Annotated in this window: 14 protein-coding genes; 7 read left to right on the forward strand and 7 right to left on the reverse strand. The window is 63.7% G+C overall.

Features of this window, described 5'->3' with window-relative positions; genetic code table 11:
• A complete protein-coding gene (locus EWH10_RS11875) occupies positions 1–849 on the reverse strand; it encodes a metal-dependent hydrolase (protein WP_025551337.1) in 849 nt (282 codons plus the stop codon).
• A 171-nt stretch (positions 850–1,020) separates the two neighbouring features.
• Here EWH10_RS11875 and EWH10_RS11880 point away from each other — a divergent pair, with 171 nt between their 5' ends.
• Entirely contained in the window at positions 1,021–2,124 is a 1,104-nt protein-coding gene (locus EWH10_RS11880; RefSeq protein WP_025551335.1) for an epoxide hydrolase family protein, read from the forward strand.
• Positions 2,121–2,867 (forward strand): enoyl-CoA hydratase-related protein, encoded by a 747-nt coding sequence (locus EWH10_RS11885; protein ID WP_025551333.1) that lies wholly within the window; start codon positions 2,121–2,123, stop codon positions 2,865–2,867. The genes EWH10_RS11880 and EWH10_RS11885 overlap by 4 nt, the downstream gene beginning before the upstream one ends.
• Positions 2,868–2,920: 53 nt before the next feature.
• Here EWH10_RS11885 and EWH10_RS11890 read toward each other — a convergent pair whose 3' ends face one another.
• Positions 2,921–4,027 (reverse strand): amidohydrolase family protein, encoded by a 1,107-nt coding sequence (locus EWH10_RS11890; RefSeq protein ID WP_025551331.1) that lies wholly within the window; start codon positions 4,025–4,027, stop codon positions 2,921–2,923.
• Between the two features lie 287 nt (positions 4,028–4,314).
• Between EWH10_RS11890 and EWH10_RS11895 the strand changes: the two genes are divergently transcribed.
• Complete coding sequence (locus EWH10_RS11895; protein ID WP_025551329.1) at positions 4,315–5,298, forward strand: TauD/TfdA dioxygenase family protein; 984 nt, start codon at positions 4,315–4,317, stop codon at positions 5,296–5,298.
• Positions 5,299–5,352: 54 nt separating this feature from the next.
• On the opposite strand, the gene EWH10_RS11900 is transcribed toward EWH10_RS11895, so the two are convergent.
• Positions 5,353–6,162, reverse strand: a complete 810-nt coding sequence (locus EWH10_RS11900) for an enoyl-CoA hydratase/isomerase family protein (protein WP_025551327.1) — start codon at positions 6,160–6,162, stop codon at positions 5,353–5,355.
• A 135-nt stretch (positions 6,163–6,297) separates the two neighbouring features.
• Here EWH10_RS11900 and EWH10_RS11905 point away from each other — a divergent pair, with 135 nt between their 5' ends.
• Entirely contained in the window at positions 6,298–7,551 is a 1,254-nt protein-coding gene (locus EWH10_RS11905) for an MFS transporter (RefSeq protein ID WP_037483849.1), read from the forward strand.
• Positions 7,552–7,701: 150 nt separating this feature from the next.
• On the opposite strand, the gene EWH10_RS11910 is transcribed toward EWH10_RS11905, so the two are convergent.
• From EWH10_RS11910 to EWH10_RS11920, 3 genes are all read right to left on the reverse strand, one after another.
• Positions 7,702–8,580 (reverse strand): acyl-CoA thioesterase, encoded by an 879-nt coding sequence (locus tag EWH10_RS11910; RefSeq protein WP_229742580.1) that lies wholly within the window; start codon positions 8,578–8,580, stop codon positions 7,702–7,704.
• 21 nt (positions 8,581–8,601) lie between these two features.
• On the reverse strand, positions 8,602–9,567 hold the full coding sequence (locus tag EWH10_RS11915) for an SDR family NAD(P)-dependent oxidoreductase (protein WP_025552033.1): 966 nt from the start codon (positions 9,565–9,567) through the stop codon (positions 8,602–8,604).
• A 97-nt stretch (positions 9,568–9,664) separates the two neighbouring features.
• Positions 9,665–10,306, reverse strand: a complete 642-nt coding sequence (locus EWH10_RS11920; RefSeq protein WP_025552035.1) for a TetR/AcrR family transcriptional regulator — start codon at positions 10,304–10,306, stop codon at positions 9,665–9,667.
• Between the two features lie 98 nt (positions 10,307–10,404).
• Between EWH10_RS11920 and EWH10_RS11925 the strand changes: the two genes are divergently transcribed.
• On the forward strand, positions 10,405–12,147 hold the full coding sequence (locus EWH10_RS11925) for an N-acyl-D-amino-acid deacylase family protein (protein WP_044660676.1): 1,743 nt from the start codon (positions 10,405–10,407) through the stop codon (positions 12,145–12,147).
• 56 nt (positions 12,148–12,203) lie between these two features.
• Here the strand turns inward: EWH10_RS11925 and EWH10_RS11930 are convergent, their stop codons facing one another.
• Positions 12,204–12,845, reverse strand: coding sequence for a TetR/AcrR family transcriptional regulator (locus EWH10_RS11930; RefSeq protein WP_025552037.1), 642 nt, complete (start codon positions 12,843–12,845; stop codon positions 12,204–12,206).
• 84 nt (positions 12,846–12,929) lie between these two features.
• Between EWH10_RS11930 and EWH10_RS11935 the strand changes: the two genes are divergently transcribed.
• Together EWH10_RS11935 and EWH10_RS11940 are read left to right on the forward strand one after the other, a co-directional pair.
• The gene (locus EWH10_RS11935; RefSeq protein ID WP_025552039.1) at positions 12,930–14,081 is read left to right on the forward strand and encodes a Gfo/Idh/MocA family protein; all 1,152 of its coding nucleotides are present in this window, start codon (positions 12,930–12,932) and stop codon (positions 14,079–14,081) included.
• 135 nt (positions 14,082–14,216) lie between these two features.
• Entirely contained in the window at positions 14,217–15,152 is a 936-nt protein-coding gene (locus EWH10_RS11940; RefSeq protein ID WP_229742578.1) for an alpha/beta fold hydrolase domain-containing protein, read from the forward strand.
• Positions 15,153–15,204: the final 52 nt, after the last annotated feature.

The raw sequence follows: 15,204 nt of genomic DNA on the forward strand, positions 1-15,204 counted from the left end.
TCAGGCCTCCGCCGGTCCCGATTTTTCGAACTGGCGGAGAAAATCGAACAGCCCGGGCGGGGTTGGCTTTTTCCCCGGATCGTACCAGGGCAGCAAGTTCTTGAGCAGTTGTGGGAAAAATACCCTGAGCTGGAAATTGTTGAGCGCCTTGATGTCGCGATCAAGCGCGGCTTGTTCGGCAGGCGTCATGCTTTTCTTGTCCTGTTCGATCAGGTAGGAAAACATGCGGTCCATGAAACCCCGCAAATGAACCATGGCATAGAGGCAGCCATAGACACGGTAGAAATAGCCGTTCCAGATCCTGCCCCACAGGCCGCGGCTGTAAATCCGGTGATAGATCTGGAAGCAGACCTCCCGATGTTCGAACTCTTCGGCCATATGCCATTTCCAGAATGCCACGGCATTGGGGTCGGCGCCTTCGATCAGCGCATCCATCCGCTCGAACCAGATGCCGCCCTGCACCGCGCCCAGCGATTCGAAGCCGTCGGCATAGGCGAGCATGAATTTGAGCGAGCGGTTCTTCAGGAAAGCGTCCAGATCGTCGGCCAGCTTCTTCTCGAACTCGGCCAGCCGGGGATAGCCTTGCGCCGCGATCACCTTGTTGAACTTCTGATGCTGGCGGTAATGCTGCGATTCCTGGCCGATGAAGGCGGCCATGTCCTCGCGCAGTTGCTCCGAACCGGCGGGCAGGCGCTCCATCGCGATGTTCAGCACCTTGATCAGCCAGGGTTCGACCGGGGCGGGAATGATCGAGGTCGCGTTCTGAAACTGGGCGAAGGCGATATTGGGTGCCCAATGCGCGCGCACCTTTGAAAAATCGATACGTGGATAGCGTATGACGATGCCCACTGGCTCCCCCTCCATCTTTCGTTGTCATCAAGGATACGCCATCGTACCACCGGCCCGTTCTCCCGTCATGACTGCCCGGGAGTCCGATCATGACTGTGATGCATCCGCCCATGGATATTCGGCCAGGGGATGGAAGCATTATGAATCGGCCGATCATTGAGGAGAGGCCCTTTGACCCCCACCCCCTTCCGCATCGACGTGCCGCAGTCTGTGCTCGATCATATCCGGCACCGGCTGGCGGACAGTCGCATCGGCTATATGCCCGACGATCCCGACCAGTGGAAATATGGCATGGATGCGCGCTATCTGGCCGAGCTGGTCGATTATTGGCGTTCGGCATATGACTGGCGCGCGGAGGAGGAGAAGCTCAACCGCTGGCCGCAGTTCATGGTCGAGATCGACGGCATCCCCATTCATTTCTATCATGTGCGGGACAGTGACACGCACAGGCCGCCGATCCTGCTGACGCATGGATGGCCGGGATCGGTGGTGGAGTTCCAGGAGGCGATCCCGCTGCTGGTGGAGGCGGGCTTTTCCGTCGTCGTGCCGTCGCTGCCCGGCTATGGCTGGTCGGGCCGGCCGCCGCGGCCGATCGGTCCCGCCCGCGTCGCCGCCTTGTGGCGCGCCTTGATGGTGAACGTGCTGGGCTATCCGCGCTTCTTCGCGCAGGGGGGCGACTGGGGATCGGCGGTGACGACGCAGTTGGGCATCAGCCACGCCGATGTCGTGGCGGCGATCCATCTCAATTTCTTCATGGCGCCGCCGCCGCATGCCGATGCCGATGCGGAACTGCTCGACTATTGGGCGCAGGTCCGCACGGTGATGGAGGCGGAAAGCGGCTATCATCACGAACAGGCCACCAAACCGCAGACCATCGGCTTGGCGCTGCATGACAATCCAGTCGGCTGGGCGGCCTGGGTGGTCGAGAAATTCTGGCGCTGGGGCGACACCAAGGGCAATATAGAGAGCCGGTTCAGCAAGGACCATCTGATCACGAACCTCATGTCCTATCTGGTCACCGACAATGTGATGTCGTCGATCTGGATGTATTACGGCCTGAACGGCGACGCGCTGGCGGCCGGGCCGGTGACAGTGCCCACCGCGCTCGCCCATTTTCCCGGCGAATTCTATCCCATGCCCAGCCGCGCCCTGGCCGAGCGGCAATATCATGTGGTCCGCATGACGAAGATGGACGCGGGCGGGCATTTCGCCGCGATGGAGGAACCCCAGGCGTTCGCCCGCGACGTCATCGCATTTTTCGAGAGCCAGATATGACGCTGGAACCGAATGGCGTGCTGCTGGCCGAGGAAGCCGGCGAAGGCATAATGTTGCTGACGATGAACCGGCCGGCGCAACGCAATGCGATCGATCCCGCGCTGCTTGACGCCATGAACGCGGCATTCGATGCTTTCGTGCAGGACGACCGCTGGCGGGTGGGCGTGTTGACGGGCGCGCCGCCGGCCTTCTGCGCCGGGCTGGACCTTAAGACCTTCTCTGCTCCTGATGCGCCGCGCCAGAGCGTGACGGCGCTGATCCAGCGCGTACCGCGCCTGGGCAAGCCCATGATCGCCGCGGTCGGCGGTGCGGCCTATACTGGCGGGCTTGAGCTGGCGCTGGGTTGCGACTTCATTCTGGCCAGCGAGAATGCCCGGTTTGCCGATACGCATGCGAAGATCGGCGCATTGTCCGGCAGCGGCATGGGGTCGCGCCTGCCCCACGCCGTGGGCGCGCGCTTCGCCCGCCAGATGATATTGAGTTGCCAGCCGGTCGATGCCGCCACGGCCTTGCGCGTGGGCCTGGCCAATGAGCTTCTGCCGGCTGAGCAATTGCTGCCCAGAGCCATCGAGATCGCCGGGGCGATCGCCGCGCACGATCCCGGCCTGATCCGCATGTCCAAGAGCGTGATCGATCGCGGAACGGAAGGCACGCTGGCCGACGCGCTGGCGATCGAGACGGAAGCGCTGCAAAAGCGCAAGGCCATGGGCGCCATGGCGTGGAGCAGCGCGACGCCCGGCTGAAAGAAAGGGGAGCGAACCTCAGGTCCGCTCCCCTTCCCTTACCCCTTATCCGATCAGATGCCCCAGAGTTGGGCCGCCGTTTCGCCCAGCACCTTGCGCGCGGCGGGCTCGCCCACCGTATCGAAGATGCGCTTCATGATGGCGTCGCTGCTGCCCATCACGCCTTCCGGATGCGGATAGTCGGTCGACCACATCACCCGGCCATCCCCGATGCGCGTGATATTCTCCATCGCGACATCGTCTTCCATGAAGGTGGTGTAGCAGTGGTTATGCCAGTACCAGCTCGGCTTCTGCGCCAGCTTGGGCCGCAATTCGGTCGCATAGTCGCGTGCGACCTTGTCGGCATTTTCCAGCGTGCCGGGCACCCAGCTCGCGCCGCCTTCGGTGAAGACGACGCGCAGGCCGGGGAAACGGTCGAACAGGCCGGAGAAAACCAGCTGTCCGAACAGCCCGGTGAAGGGCATCAGATTGGCGTTCAGGTTCGCGCCCAATGAGCCCCGGCCGCTATATTGGAGATAGGCGCCGATATGGAAGGAGACGGGAAAGCCGCTTTCCTGGATCGCTTCCCAGAACGGGTCCATATCCTTGCTGTTGTAGCGCACGCCCTTGGGACTGACGGGAATGTCGATCGCCTTGTAGCCGAGCTGCTTCAGCTTCTGGAGATAATCCTTCGTTCGTTCCGGCCACAGGAAGGTGGGCAGCAGCGCGACGGGGAACAGCCGGTCGGGCGCCGCTTCCTTCCATTCCGCGGCCCATTCATTGCAGACATCGACGCAGCGATACCAGAATTCCTTGTCCGGCATGCGGATCAGGCTGTTGAGGCGGCCATGATAGATGATGGCGGCGTCAATGCCCTCCGCGTCCATGTCCGCCAGGCGCTTGTCGACATCCCAAAAGCCCTCGCGCCCTTCGGGGAAGGTCGGCGGCAGGCCGGGGACGTCATAATTCTGCCCGTCGACTTCGAGATGGAAGCCCGTCTCGTCCTTCCAATATTTAGGCGCGCGATCTTTGTCCGCGCCCTTCAGCCGGTTTTCCCACAGCCCCGGTTCCTCGATCAGATGATCGTCGCTGGAAATGACGCGCATGCCGGCGGGCCTCTCCCACGATCGGGCCGGCATGACGCGGTCCTTGGGCCACGGGGTCGCGGTGAAACTATTCATCCTTTTCCATTCCTTCTTGGGGATCTCGTCCGACACGGGGCTGCCGTCCGCCACCCCCGTCTTGCTCGCCCTTATAGCATGGCCGAAGCAATAGGCGCCGTTATGGGCGGGTTCCGGGCGATGTCATCAGACTTCTGATGAGTTGTCGAAAGTCCATTCAAGATCATTGTTCAATGATATTGAATAGTTTTTTCGAAAATTGCCCGATTATAGGGGCAATGGGTAAGGTTTAACATGAGCGCACTGGTCCGCCGTTATGGCCCGGCCGCATGCGCGAGGAGAGAATGATGCTGAAAGAAGACGAGGTTCAGGAAAGGGCCGGGCTCAAGGTCCGCGCGCTCAGCCCCGGTTTCGGTGCGGAGATCATCGGCGTCGATCTGTCGCGCCCGCTGGACGACAACATGGCAAACGCAATCCGCGACATATGGATCGAGGCCGGACTGCTGCTGTTCCGCGATCCCGATGCCGATGACGAAGCGCAGATGCGGCTGAGCCGTCTGTTCGGGGAGATGGAGCCGGCTGCGACCGCCGATATGAACGATCCCAATAACCAGTTCATGATGACGCTGAAATATGACCCGGCGGACGACAAGCCCCGCTTCCAGACCGATTATCATTTCGGCGGGCATGACCGGGCGGGCTATATCCCGTGGCATTGGGACCAGAGCTTCATGCCGACGATCGTGCGCGGCGCGGTGCTCCGCATGGAGAAGCCGGCGACGCAGCTTGGCCGAACCGGGTTCATCGATGCGATCGAAGCCTATGAGCGGCTGTCGCCCGGAATGAAGGAGAAGATCGACGGCATGGAGGTCGTCTATCATTTCGTGACGGACTTCATGCAGTGCAAATATGGCGTCCCGGCCGATCTCCGTGCCTTGGCGCGCGACACGCCTTCTGGCGGAACGAAATATGATTTCCCGCCCGTCGTCCACCCGATGGTCATCACCCAGCGGGAGACCGGGCGCAAGGCGCTGAAGATTTCACCGCTGCAGGCGCAGTATATTCTGGGCATGGATCGGGCCGAAAGCGATTCGCTGCTCGCCGAACTGGCGGCGCATCTGACCGACGAGCGACATGCCTATTTCCACGACTGGCAGAAGAACGACATGCTGGTGTGGGATAATTGGCGGATGATTCACCATGCGGAGGGCGTGCCGTTGAACGTCCCACGCAGCGCCCGACGCACCACGATCATGGGCGACTATGCGGTGGGCCGCTATCTCGATCCCACGCTCGACCGCAACCGGGCCGTCAAGCGGATCGTGGATTGACAATCAGGGAAGCGCCTTGTCACCGCCTTCGGGCCGTGACGGGGCGCCTTTGGCCTATCGTCCCGAAAAATGCGGCGGCCGCTTTTCCATGAAAGCGGCGGTCGCCTCGCTATAATCCTCGGTCATCGTGCCCAGTATCTGCGCCCGGTTTTCTGCCTGGATCGCGGCTTCATAGCTGTTGGCATCCAGATTGGCCCACATCAGCGCCTTGGTATGGGCGACCGAATAGGGGCTGTTTGCCAGAACGGAGCGCGCATAGGCGATGGCGTCGTCGATCAACGACCGCGGATCGGACAGCGATCGCACAAGGCCGATGCGCTCGGCTTCCTCCGCCTCGATCGCGCGGCCGGTCAGCAATATGTCGAAGGCTCGCGCCGCGCCGATCATGCGCGGCAGCAGATAGGAGATGCCGCTTTCGCCGCCGGTCAGCCCGATCCGCACCGCCGCCACCAGAAATTTCGCTGCGGGGGTCGCGATCCGTACATCGGCGCTGAGCGCGATCGCCATGCCCGCACCCACAGCCGGGCCATTGACCGCCGCGATCACCAGTTTCGGCATGGACCGGATGCGTCCGCCCATGCCGGCGAACTGTTGTTGCCAGTGAAGTTTCTCGATGACGCCGCTGCTGCCCGTCTGGTTACGCTGGTTGGTCGCCGCGAGATCCTGCCCTGAACAGAAGCCTCGCCCCGCGCCGGTGACGATGACGGCCCGGCAGGCGGCGTCGGCCGCCAGTTCGTCCATCAGCCCGTTGAAGCGGGCGACCGTCTCCCGAAGCAGGGCGTTCATGCGCGCGGGCCGATTGAGCGTTACGAGCGCGATTCCCTGGCCGTCCGTCAGCCGTTCGACGACAATATCCTCGGCCATCATCCTCTCCCCAACATGGCCATGACGGTGCCGCCGCCGTCGACCCGCTGGCAAGCCATGGCCATGGTCTCTACACATATGCGTAGAAATGGGATGCGGCTGTTCCCATCGCCCGCTTTCGCGCAGGAATGGGGCATGAGCCCGCACCCGCCCCCTGACGCCGCCGGTACATCCCAATTGCATCTGATCGCGCAAGAATGGAGGCGCGCCTGGCGTCCCGGCGTTGCGGCGCTGTTCGCAGGATCGCTGGGCTATTCCCTCTATTCTGCGGTTTCCAGCCTGTTCGTGGAACCCTTGCAGCAGCAGTTCGGCTGGTCGCGCGGGGACATCGCCTTCGTCCACAGCTTCGGCCTGATCATCGCTTTCATCGCGCCGGTCATCGGCCGGATGACGGATCGTCACGGCGTCAGACCGATATTGTCGGCGGGCCTGCTGCTGACCGCCATCGGTTATGGGCTGCTCGCTTCCATGGGCGGATCGCTCGGCTATTTCTACGCGGTGCATTTCGGCTTTGCGCTCGTCGGCATGGCGACGACCGGCATCACCGTCACGCGCATCCTGAGCGGCGCGTTCGAGCGGACGCGGGGGACCGCGCTCGCCATAGGCCGGTCGGGGCTGGCGGTCGCGGGTGCGTTGATGCCGATGGCGCTATATCCGATGATCCTGCGCTTCGGATCGTCGGGCGGCTATCTGCTGCTTGCCGCCTTCATCCTGTTGATCGCGCTGCCTCTCATCTGGTTCTGGGTGCCCTCACGCACTGCGGAGCTGCGGTCCGGACGCACCGCGCTGCCCCGTGCTGACAGCGCGCTGTCGCTGCTGGCCAATGGCAAGGTCCGCATCCTCATCGCGGCGTCCGTTCTCAACTATGTGCCGGTGGTGGCGTTGCTCTCCCAGATGAAGCCGCTTGGCGTGGAAAAGGGGCTCGATGCCGTCGCCGCCGTGGGCGCGGTATCGATGATGGGCGCGGCTGCCGCCATGGGCGCATTGCTCAGCGGTGTCCTGGTCGATCGCTTCTGGGCGCCCGCAATTGCCTTCATCCTGAATTTCGCGCCTGCGGTCGGTTGCCTGCTGCTGCTCCAGCACGATGTACCGCCCGCGCTTTTCTATGGCGCGGTGCTGATGATCGGCCTTGGCCAGGGGGCGGAGATCGATATCGTCGCCTTCATGATCGCGCGCTATTTCGGGCTGCGCAGCTATGCCACCATCTACAGCCTGTCGACGCTGGGCATCGCGCTTGGCGTCGCGGTAGGCGCCAGCCTGATCGGCATGGCCTATGATCGTTTCGGCAGTTACGACATTGCCCTGCTGGCTTGTTCAAGCAGCTTCTTTCTCGCCGCCTTGTTCTACCTGATGATGGGGCGTTATCCGAAGGGCGGCCAACCGGACTAGAGCCATCGACATTCAGAAGATGACGAGCCGAAAATGGTGGTTTTCCGTGACCCGGCGCGCAGCGTACTCAAAGTACGTGAGCACCGGAAGCACGGAAAAGCGTCATTCGCAGGCCGTCAGGGCTGAATGTCGATTGGCTCTAAGCTCGCCTCAAGTCCGGAGGCGGCGCATCAGGCATTCCTGGGCGGTCGACGCGATCAGACGGCCATCGCGGTCGAAAATCCGCCCCGTCGTGAGGCCCAGGCCATCACCTGCCGACGGGCTGGACGTATGATGCAGCATCCATGCCTCGCAGCGGGCAGGGCGGTGGAACCACATCGCATGATCCATGCTGGTGATCAGGAATTCGCCGCTGTTGGTGGGCAGGAAATGCGGAATCGCCGCGGCGCCGCCCAGCCAGTAATCGCTGGCGAAGGCGAGCAGACACTGCTGCAACCGGCTGTCCTCCACAGTGGCGGCGCCGGACTGGCTGAACCAGAATGATCGCGCCGCTTCGGTCGGCCGTGCGAGGAAATAGTCTTCCGGCGCGATCGGGCGCATCTCTATCGCCAGGGCGGCGGCGAAGTTGTGCGTCACCGCCTGTTCCAACTCCGCCGCCCGTTCGCGCACGAAATGCTGGATCGGCGCGACCCGCTCGGGCGGCGGCACGACAGGCATCGCTGCGTTCTGATGGACGAATCCCTCCTCTGGCGCATGGAATTCGGCCATCATCGTGAAGATCGCCCGCCCATCCTGACAGGCGGTGATCTGACGGTTCGCGAAGCGACGGCTGTCGCGCAGGCGCGCAACCTGATAGTCGAGCCGCCGATCCGTGCGCCCGGCGGCCAGGAAATAGGCGTGGAAAGAGCTTGCGGGCAGCGCTTCCACCGTCTTCATCCCTGCCAGCAAGGCCTGGGCCAGCAATCGCCCGCCGAACACCGACCCGATGTGATTGTGCGCTCCGGCCGATCCGGTGAACCGGTCCGGTCCCGTTTGCGTGACATCGAGGATGTCGGATAGCATCCCGCGTCGGCAGGGGTCTATCGTCATGGAACGGCCCATCCGCCGCGATCATGCATCGAGTCCCAGAGCGCGCCGCACCGACAGGACCGTATCCATCTCGTCCAGACCGCTCAACGGCAGGTCATATTCCGAGCGGTCGTCGATCTCGCTGATATGGGCCGCGATGTCGTCGCAGCTCGGCGCGTCCGGGCCGGGGCTGTACCAGCCCCGCGTCAGGCCGACGAACAGCCGCGAATATTTGCCGCCCAGCACCGAATACATATGCTGGGAGGAGGTGCAGTCCCGGCTGGCCATATAGCAGGCCAGGGCGGCGACGAATTCCGGCTTCATCCCTTCGATGAAATGACGGGTCCGGGCGCCTGCGGCCTTGAGGAAAGCGATGTCCGGGCGCTGCTCGACAGGGGTGCCGCCCAGCCGCCCGCCCTGCGCATTGGGGAAGAGCGTATTGACGACGATCCCTGCGGGAGCCTCCTGCGCGATGACGTTCATCAGGCCGATCAGCGCCGTCTTGGCAGCCCCATAATTGGCGCGATAGGGGTTGCCGAATACGCCCGATTGCGAACTGACCAGCACGATCCGGCCATAGCCCTGCTCCATCATGGCGCGATAGGCGGGCTGGCATATGTTGAACGCGCCCTTCACATGAACGGCCAGCACGGATTCGATGTCCTCCCCGGTCAGTGCGCCGAAAGCTCCGTTCCGCTGATTGCCGGCATTGGAGATGACGATGTCGACCCGGCCGAAGGCGGCCATCGCGGCATCGACGACGGCCTGTCCTCCCGTCTCGGTCGCCACCGTGTCGTAATTGGCGATGGCGCGGGCGCCCAGATTCCTGAGTTCTTCCACGACGGCATCGGCATAGCCGGTCGATCCGCCCTGCCCCGTCGGATCTCCACCCAGGTCATTGGCGACCACAGCCGCACCTCTGCGCGCCAGTTCCCGGCAGAAGGCCGAACCAAGCGCGCCGCCCGCACCCGTCACCACAGCCACTTGCCCGTTGAAATCGATCGCCATCCGCGCCTCCATCAGGCGCCGACCATGGCGGCAGCCCGGCCGGCCGCCAAGCCGGGCGATGGAATTTCGGCCATGTGATGAATGGCGGCGCCGTAACTCAAAGCTGTTTGGGTTCGCTCGCCTTGAAAAGCATGCGCGCCAGAACGCTTTCCTCGACGTCCGGGTCCGGTCCGCCCTCGGGAAAGAACCAGTCGCCCAGCAGGACCGATCCGGCCAGCATGCCGAATCCATAGCGGACCATCAGTTCCGGCGGCACGTCGAATTCCAGCCCCGCCTGCTCATATTGCGATCGCATGCGGGCGACGGCGCGCGTGAAATAGTCGTCCAGACCATGAATGGCCGCCGCATCCACGTCCCCCCTGGACTTGACCATCGCCAGCAACAGATCGGCATGGTCGCGCAGAAAGGGATACAGCGCCTGGACGAAGCGCATGCTGCGTTCCTCACGGTCGGGCGGCAGCGTGTCGCTGTAGTCCAGGAATTCGCGGAAACGGGCATTGAACGGCTCGGTCACCGCTTCGGTGAACAAAGCCTCCTTGCTGCCGAAATTGTTGAAGATCAAAGGCTCCGCCACCTCCGCGCGGGCAGCGATATGGCGCGTCGTCGCGCCGGCAAAGCCCCGCTCCGCGAAGACCGCGCGGGCAGCGTCGAGAATGAGCGCCCGAATTTCCGCCGTCGACCGCCGGGCGCGGCGACGAGGAACGGCAACGTCCTGGGGGCGATCGGAAATATCATGCATGCGTCACTAGGCCATTGTCCTGTCTTCATCGATGCTATAAATAGCACATACTATTTATCTACGCGACTCCATTGCGTGGCGATTCTGAAAGGAGAGGCATGAGCAGTCAATTCGACGTGGTGATCCGCGGTGGCACGATCGTGGACGGCACCGGCGCCCAGCCCTATGTCGCGGATGTCGGCGTGAAGGACGGCGTGATCGCTGAAATCGGCAGGATCGAGGCTTCGGCTCCGGAGGAAATCGATGCGCGCGGCCTGACGGTGACGCCCGGCTTCGTCGATGTCCACACCCATTATGACGGCCAGATCACCTGGGAAAACCGCATGGCTCCTTCGTCCAATCACGGCGTCACCACCGTCGTCATGGGCAATTGCGGCGTCGGCTTCGCGCCGGTGCGGGACGGCGATCATCAATTGATGATCAAGCTGATGGAGGGGGTCGAGGATATTCCCGAAGTCGTCATGGCCGAAGGCGTGCCGTTCAACTGGAACAGCTTCCCCGACTATCTCGACGCGCTGGACCAGCGCGTGTCCGACGTCGATTTCGCCGCGCAAATCCCCCACAGCCCCTTGCGCGTCTTCGTCATGGGTGAGCGTGGCGCCAATCTGGAGCCTCCAACGCTGGAGGATCTGGTCGAAATGCGCCGCTGCGTCAGCGAGGCAGTGAAGGCCGGTGCGCTGGGCGTCGCCAGTTCGCGCAATCTGTTCCACCGTTTCCGTTCCGGCGAACTCGCGCCTTCGGTCACGACGGAACTGGACGAGGTATTGGCCCTGGCCGAGGGCCTGAAGGATGCGGGCGCTGGCACGTTCCAGTGCAACCCCAATCTCGACAATGATGCCGAGGTGGAACTGAAGATTTTCCGCACCATCGCCCAGCAGGCGGGCGTTCCCGTGACATTCAGCCTGATCGCCATGCCGACGCGGCCGGACAATTGGGGCCGCTATGTCGAAGGCGTGCGCCAGGCGGCGGCTGATGGCCTGACCATCCGTTGCCAGTTCATGCCGCGTCCGATGGGCGTCATGTACGGGCTGGAGCTCAGCTACCACCCCTTCTCGCTCAACCCCAGCTTCCGCCCGCTCGCCCAACTGCCGCTGGAGGAAAAGGTGGCGCAGATGCGCGATCCGGAACTGCGCGCGCGCCTGATCGCGGAGGAGCCGGACGATCCGAACCCCGCCTTCGTCGGGCTGATCAAGTCGATCAAAGCGCTGTTCCGCATCAGCGATCCGGCCGATTACAATTTCGCGGCCGAGGACAGCATCCAGGCGGAAGCGGCGCGTCGCGGCGTCGATCCGCGCGAAATGATCTACGACGCGCTGCTGGAGGATGACGGCCGGGCGATCCTCTGTTCCTATTCGTCCGACGTGCCTGAATATCTCGCCCAGAGCCGCGACCTCATCGGGCAGGACAATATGATCGTCGCGCTGGGCGATGGCGGGGCGCATTACGGCATGATCTGCGACGCGGCCTATACCACCTATCTGCTGACCGGGCGGCTGGGCCGGGACGGTCTGGACCTGCCGACCGCGATCAAGGCGTTGACCAGCCAGCCCGCAAACTCCGTGGGCCTGTGCGATCGCGGCGTGCTGGGCGTGGGTTATAAGGCGGACATCAATGTCCTCGACATCCCCAACATGATCCTGCACCGGCCGCAGGTGATCGCGGACCTGCCGGCGGGCGGCAAGCGCCTGTCGCAAAAGTCGAAGGGCTATGTCGCGACCCTCGTCAGCGGCGCCGTGACCTACCGCAATGGCGAAGCGACCGACGCGCTTCCGGGCCGGCTGGTGCGCGGCGTCCGTGGCGCTCCGGCAGCCGCGCAGGTGAGGCAGCATGAAGTCGCCTGATAGGGCGTGTCCGCGCGGATAAGGGGCGCGCGGGCCTCCTGAAGACCGGCACGGTCCTATCCGTGCCGGTCTTTTTCATGGCGGAACAGCGGCCGCAGCAATGCGACCGCTGAGGCGATCCGTTTTCCCGTCTCCTGTTCGGAGCATTGCAGCAGACCGTCATGGCCGCCGGTCACGAGCGCGCCGAATTGCCGCGCCAGCAAAGCCGGATCATGGCTGGCAAGTCGCCCCTCCCGCGCCAGCCCCTCCAGCCAGACGACGAGCGGCGCGGCCACGTCGCGGCTCTCGAGCAATATCTGCTCCGCCAGTTCGGGAAATCGAGGCGCTTCGAAAATGACCAGGCGAAGGAAGCGGTCGGCGGCAGGGTCGGCGGTCGCTTCGGCAATCGCGACGGCAAAATCGGCCAGCACATCGTCCGGCTCACGCCCCTCTGTCGCGACCGCCGCGAAACGATAGGCCGGGACGCGGCAGGCATAGCTGCATATCGCACGGAACAACGTCGGCTTGTCGGGGTAGCGGGCGTAGAGCGTCGTCTTGCTGATGCGGGCGCGGCGCGCCACCTCCGCCATCGTTACGCCGGCAAAGCCATGCTGTTCGAACAGTGCCGCAGCGACCTCCATGACGGCCTGCTCGCGCGCCTGGGTCTCGTCCGCCGTGGGACGCCCCCGCCGCCGTCGGGCCTGGTGCCCAATCATCATATTCCTGATCCCCTTCCCGCTTGCGCGGGCTGCTTTTTAATTGGACACATAGGTTCAATTAAATCAAGGCGAAGGGGCAAGGCAATGGCGGATACGCTCAAGGTGGGGATCATCAGCGCCAACTGGAGCCTCAAGGTCCACGGCGCGGCCTGGCGGCGGATCGAGGGCGTGGAAGTCGCCGCCATCTGCACCTCTCGCCAGGAAACGGCGGAAAGGGCGGCGCGGGAATATGACATTCCCAAAGCCTATTGGAACCATGAGGAGATGTCGGCCGATCCGGACCTGCACATCATCGATGTCGGCACACGGCCATCCTTCCGTTTTCCTATGGTCATGGCGGCGCTGAAGAACGGCAAGCATGTCTATGACGCCCTGCCCTTCGCGGTCAGCCTTTCCGATGCCGAAGCGATGCGCGACGCGCAGCGGGCCGCTGGCGTCGTCGGCGTCGTGGACGCGCAATTCCGCTGGTCGCCGCATGCGCAGAAGATGAAGCGCATGATCGATGAAGGCTTCATCGGCCGCCCGCTGGGCTTCAATGTCCAGCTCATGCTGCCGCTGATCGTCGCCAACGACAAGGCCTATGCCTATTGCGCCTATTCGGAACATACCGACCCCTATTATTGGCTGGCGGAAAAGAGCAGCGGCGGCAGCGCGTGGCGGAATTTCGCCACCCATTCGCTGCTGTTCCTGACGCATCTGATCGGCCCGGTGGCGGAGGCGACCGGCATGTTGACGACCGGCGTGCCCGAATGGTTCCTGCCCAATGGCGAAGTGCTCCGGCCGGAGACGCACGATCTGGGCAGCGCGGTGCTGCGCATGGAGAATGGCGCCATCGGCAGCCTGCAGGCGGGCTGGTGCGTGCCCGACACCGAAGGCTGGCGGGTGGAGGTCTGGGGCGACAGGGGCCGGCTGCTGCTGGTCGACGACAGCTTCGGCAATTTCCCCTCGGCAAAGCTCTATGCCGGCGATGCGCGGTTGTTGACCTATGGCCAGCGCACCTGCGAAGAGGTGACGGTGGACGACTATTATGCCGTTCCCGGCGTCGCGGGCGCCACGGCGGAGCCTCGTCCCTTCGCCGCGATGGACTGGATGTTCCGGCATATGGTCGATGCCATCCGCAACGGGACGGAAGGATCGCCCAGCTTCACCGAGGCGGCAGCCGTGCATCGGGTGGTCGAGGCGGTCGAGCGCGCCAATGCTGAGAGGCGCTGGATCGCCATGATGGACATGGGCTGAACCGGCGCGATCCAATAAACGAAACGATCCGCCTGCCCGGCCAGGGGATATTTGCAGGGAGAGAAGCATATGCTGAGAGTGCATAAGCGCATTGATGTCACTACGGCCGCCCCAAAATTGGGAGACGGGATCGAAATGGCCGTCACGCTGACATTGCCCGATCCGTCCGCGATGCCGGACCGGCCCGTCGCGATCTTCGCCTGTCCGGGCGGCGGATATTCGCGCCATTATTTCATGATGCGCTTCGAGGGTCATGAAGGCTATGACGAGGCGGAATGGCAAGCGCGGCACGGCCTGATCCATGTCGCCATTGACCATGTGGGCGTCGGGGAAAGCAGCATCCCGGACCTCTCCAGCATCGATTTCCAGACGATGGCGGCGACCCATGACGCCTGCGTACGGCAGGTTGCCGCTTCCCTGCGCGACGGCACGGCGGCGGAGGGTTTTCCCGGCTTGCCGTCGCTCTTTCTGGTGGGCATGGGGCAGTCCATGGGCGGCGGTGTCAGCATATTGACGCAGGGCCGCTTCGCCACCTTCGACGCGATTGCGCCTTTCGGCGTCAGCGCGATCCACACCGCCTTGCCCCAGCGCGACAAGGCCGCTTTCGAACATGGCATGCGCCGCTTCGACAAGGTGGCGAGTGGGGAAGTCACAAGCCATCTGGACCACGACCATGAGGGGGTCGATTATGTCTACCCCTTCCACTGGGAAGATGTGCCCGCCGACATATTGGAAGAGGATATGAAGGGCGGATACCCGATCCGGCAGACCGCTCCGATATTCGGCAGCCTCACCATCCCGCATTGCGCGGTGCGGATGATGCTGCCCGGCGTCTTCGCGGAAGATGCGGCGCGTGTCGCGGTGCCGGTGCTGGTCGGGGATGGCGAGCGGGATACCTGCCCCGAGCCTTATCGCGAGCCGTCGGCCTATTCCACTTCCCGCGACGTCTCCCTCTTCATCGTGCCGCGCATGGCGCACATGCACAATTTCGCTTCCACCCGCGCCATATTGTGGCAGCGCCTCAATGACTGGTCGCGCATGGTCGCCGCTGCGGAAGACGGCCTGCACTGAAACATGCGATAGGCCCCGGCATCCCCCTGCGCCGGGGATGCCGGAAGAATAT

The sequence above is a fragment of the Sphingobium fuliginis genome (assembly GCF_004152845.1).
GTDB lineage: Bacteria > Pseudomonadota > Alphaproteobacteria > Sphingomonadales > Sphingomonadaceae > Sphingobium > Sphingobium fuliginis.

Excerpts from the sequence above, each read along its gene's own strand:
- EWH10_RS11890 (WP_025551331.1), bottom strand. The coding sequence starts at position 4,027 with ATGAATAGTTTCACCGCGACCCCGTGGCCCAAGGACCGCGTCATGCCG.
- EWH10_RS11905 (WP_037483849.1), top strand. The coding sequence starts at position 6,298 with ATGAGCCCGCACCCGCCCCCTGACGCCGCCGGTACATCCCAATTGCAT.
- EWH10_RS11930 (WP_025552037.1), bottom strand. The coding sequence starts at position 12,845 with ATGATGATTGGGCACCAGGCCCGACGGCGGCGGGGGCGTCCCACGGCG.
- EWH10_RS11925 (WP_044660676.1), top strand. The coding sequence starts at position 10,405 with ATGAGCAGTCAATTCGACGTGGTGATCCGCGGTGGCACGATCGTGGAC.
- EWH10_RS11885 (WP_025551333.1), top strand. The coding sequence starts at position 2,121 with ATGACGCTGGAACCGAATGGCGTGCTGCTGGCCGAGGAAGCCGGCGAA.
- EWH10_RS11940 (WP_229742578.1), top strand. The coding sequence starts at position 14,217 with ATGGCCGTCACGCTGACATTGCCCGATCCGTCCGCGATGCCGGACCGG.
- EWH10_RS11935 (WP_025552039.1), top strand. The coding sequence starts at position 12,930 with ATGGCGGATACGCTCAAGGTGGGGATCATCAGCGCCAACTGGAGCCTC.
- EWH10_RS11895 (WP_025551329.1), top strand. The coding sequence starts at position 4,315 with ATGCTGAAAGAAGACGAGGTTCAGGAAAGGGCCGGGCTCAAGGTCCGC.
- EWH10_RS11900 (WP_025551327.1), bottom strand. The coding sequence starts at position 6,162 with ATGGCCGAGGATATTGTCGTCGAACGGCTGACGGACGGCCAGGGAATC.
- EWH10_RS11920 (WP_025552035.1), bottom strand. The coding sequence starts at position 10,306 with ATGCATGATATTTCCGATCGCCCCCAGGACGTTGCCGTTCCTCGTCGC.
- EWH10_RS11915 (WP_025552033.1), bottom strand. The coding sequence starts at position 9,567 with ATGGCGATCGATTTCAACGGGCAAGTGGCTGTGGTGACGGGTGCGGGC.
- EWH10_RS11910 (WP_229742580.1), bottom strand. The coding sequence starts at position 8,580 with ATGACGATAGACCCCTGCCGACGCGGGATGCTATCCGACATCCTCGAT.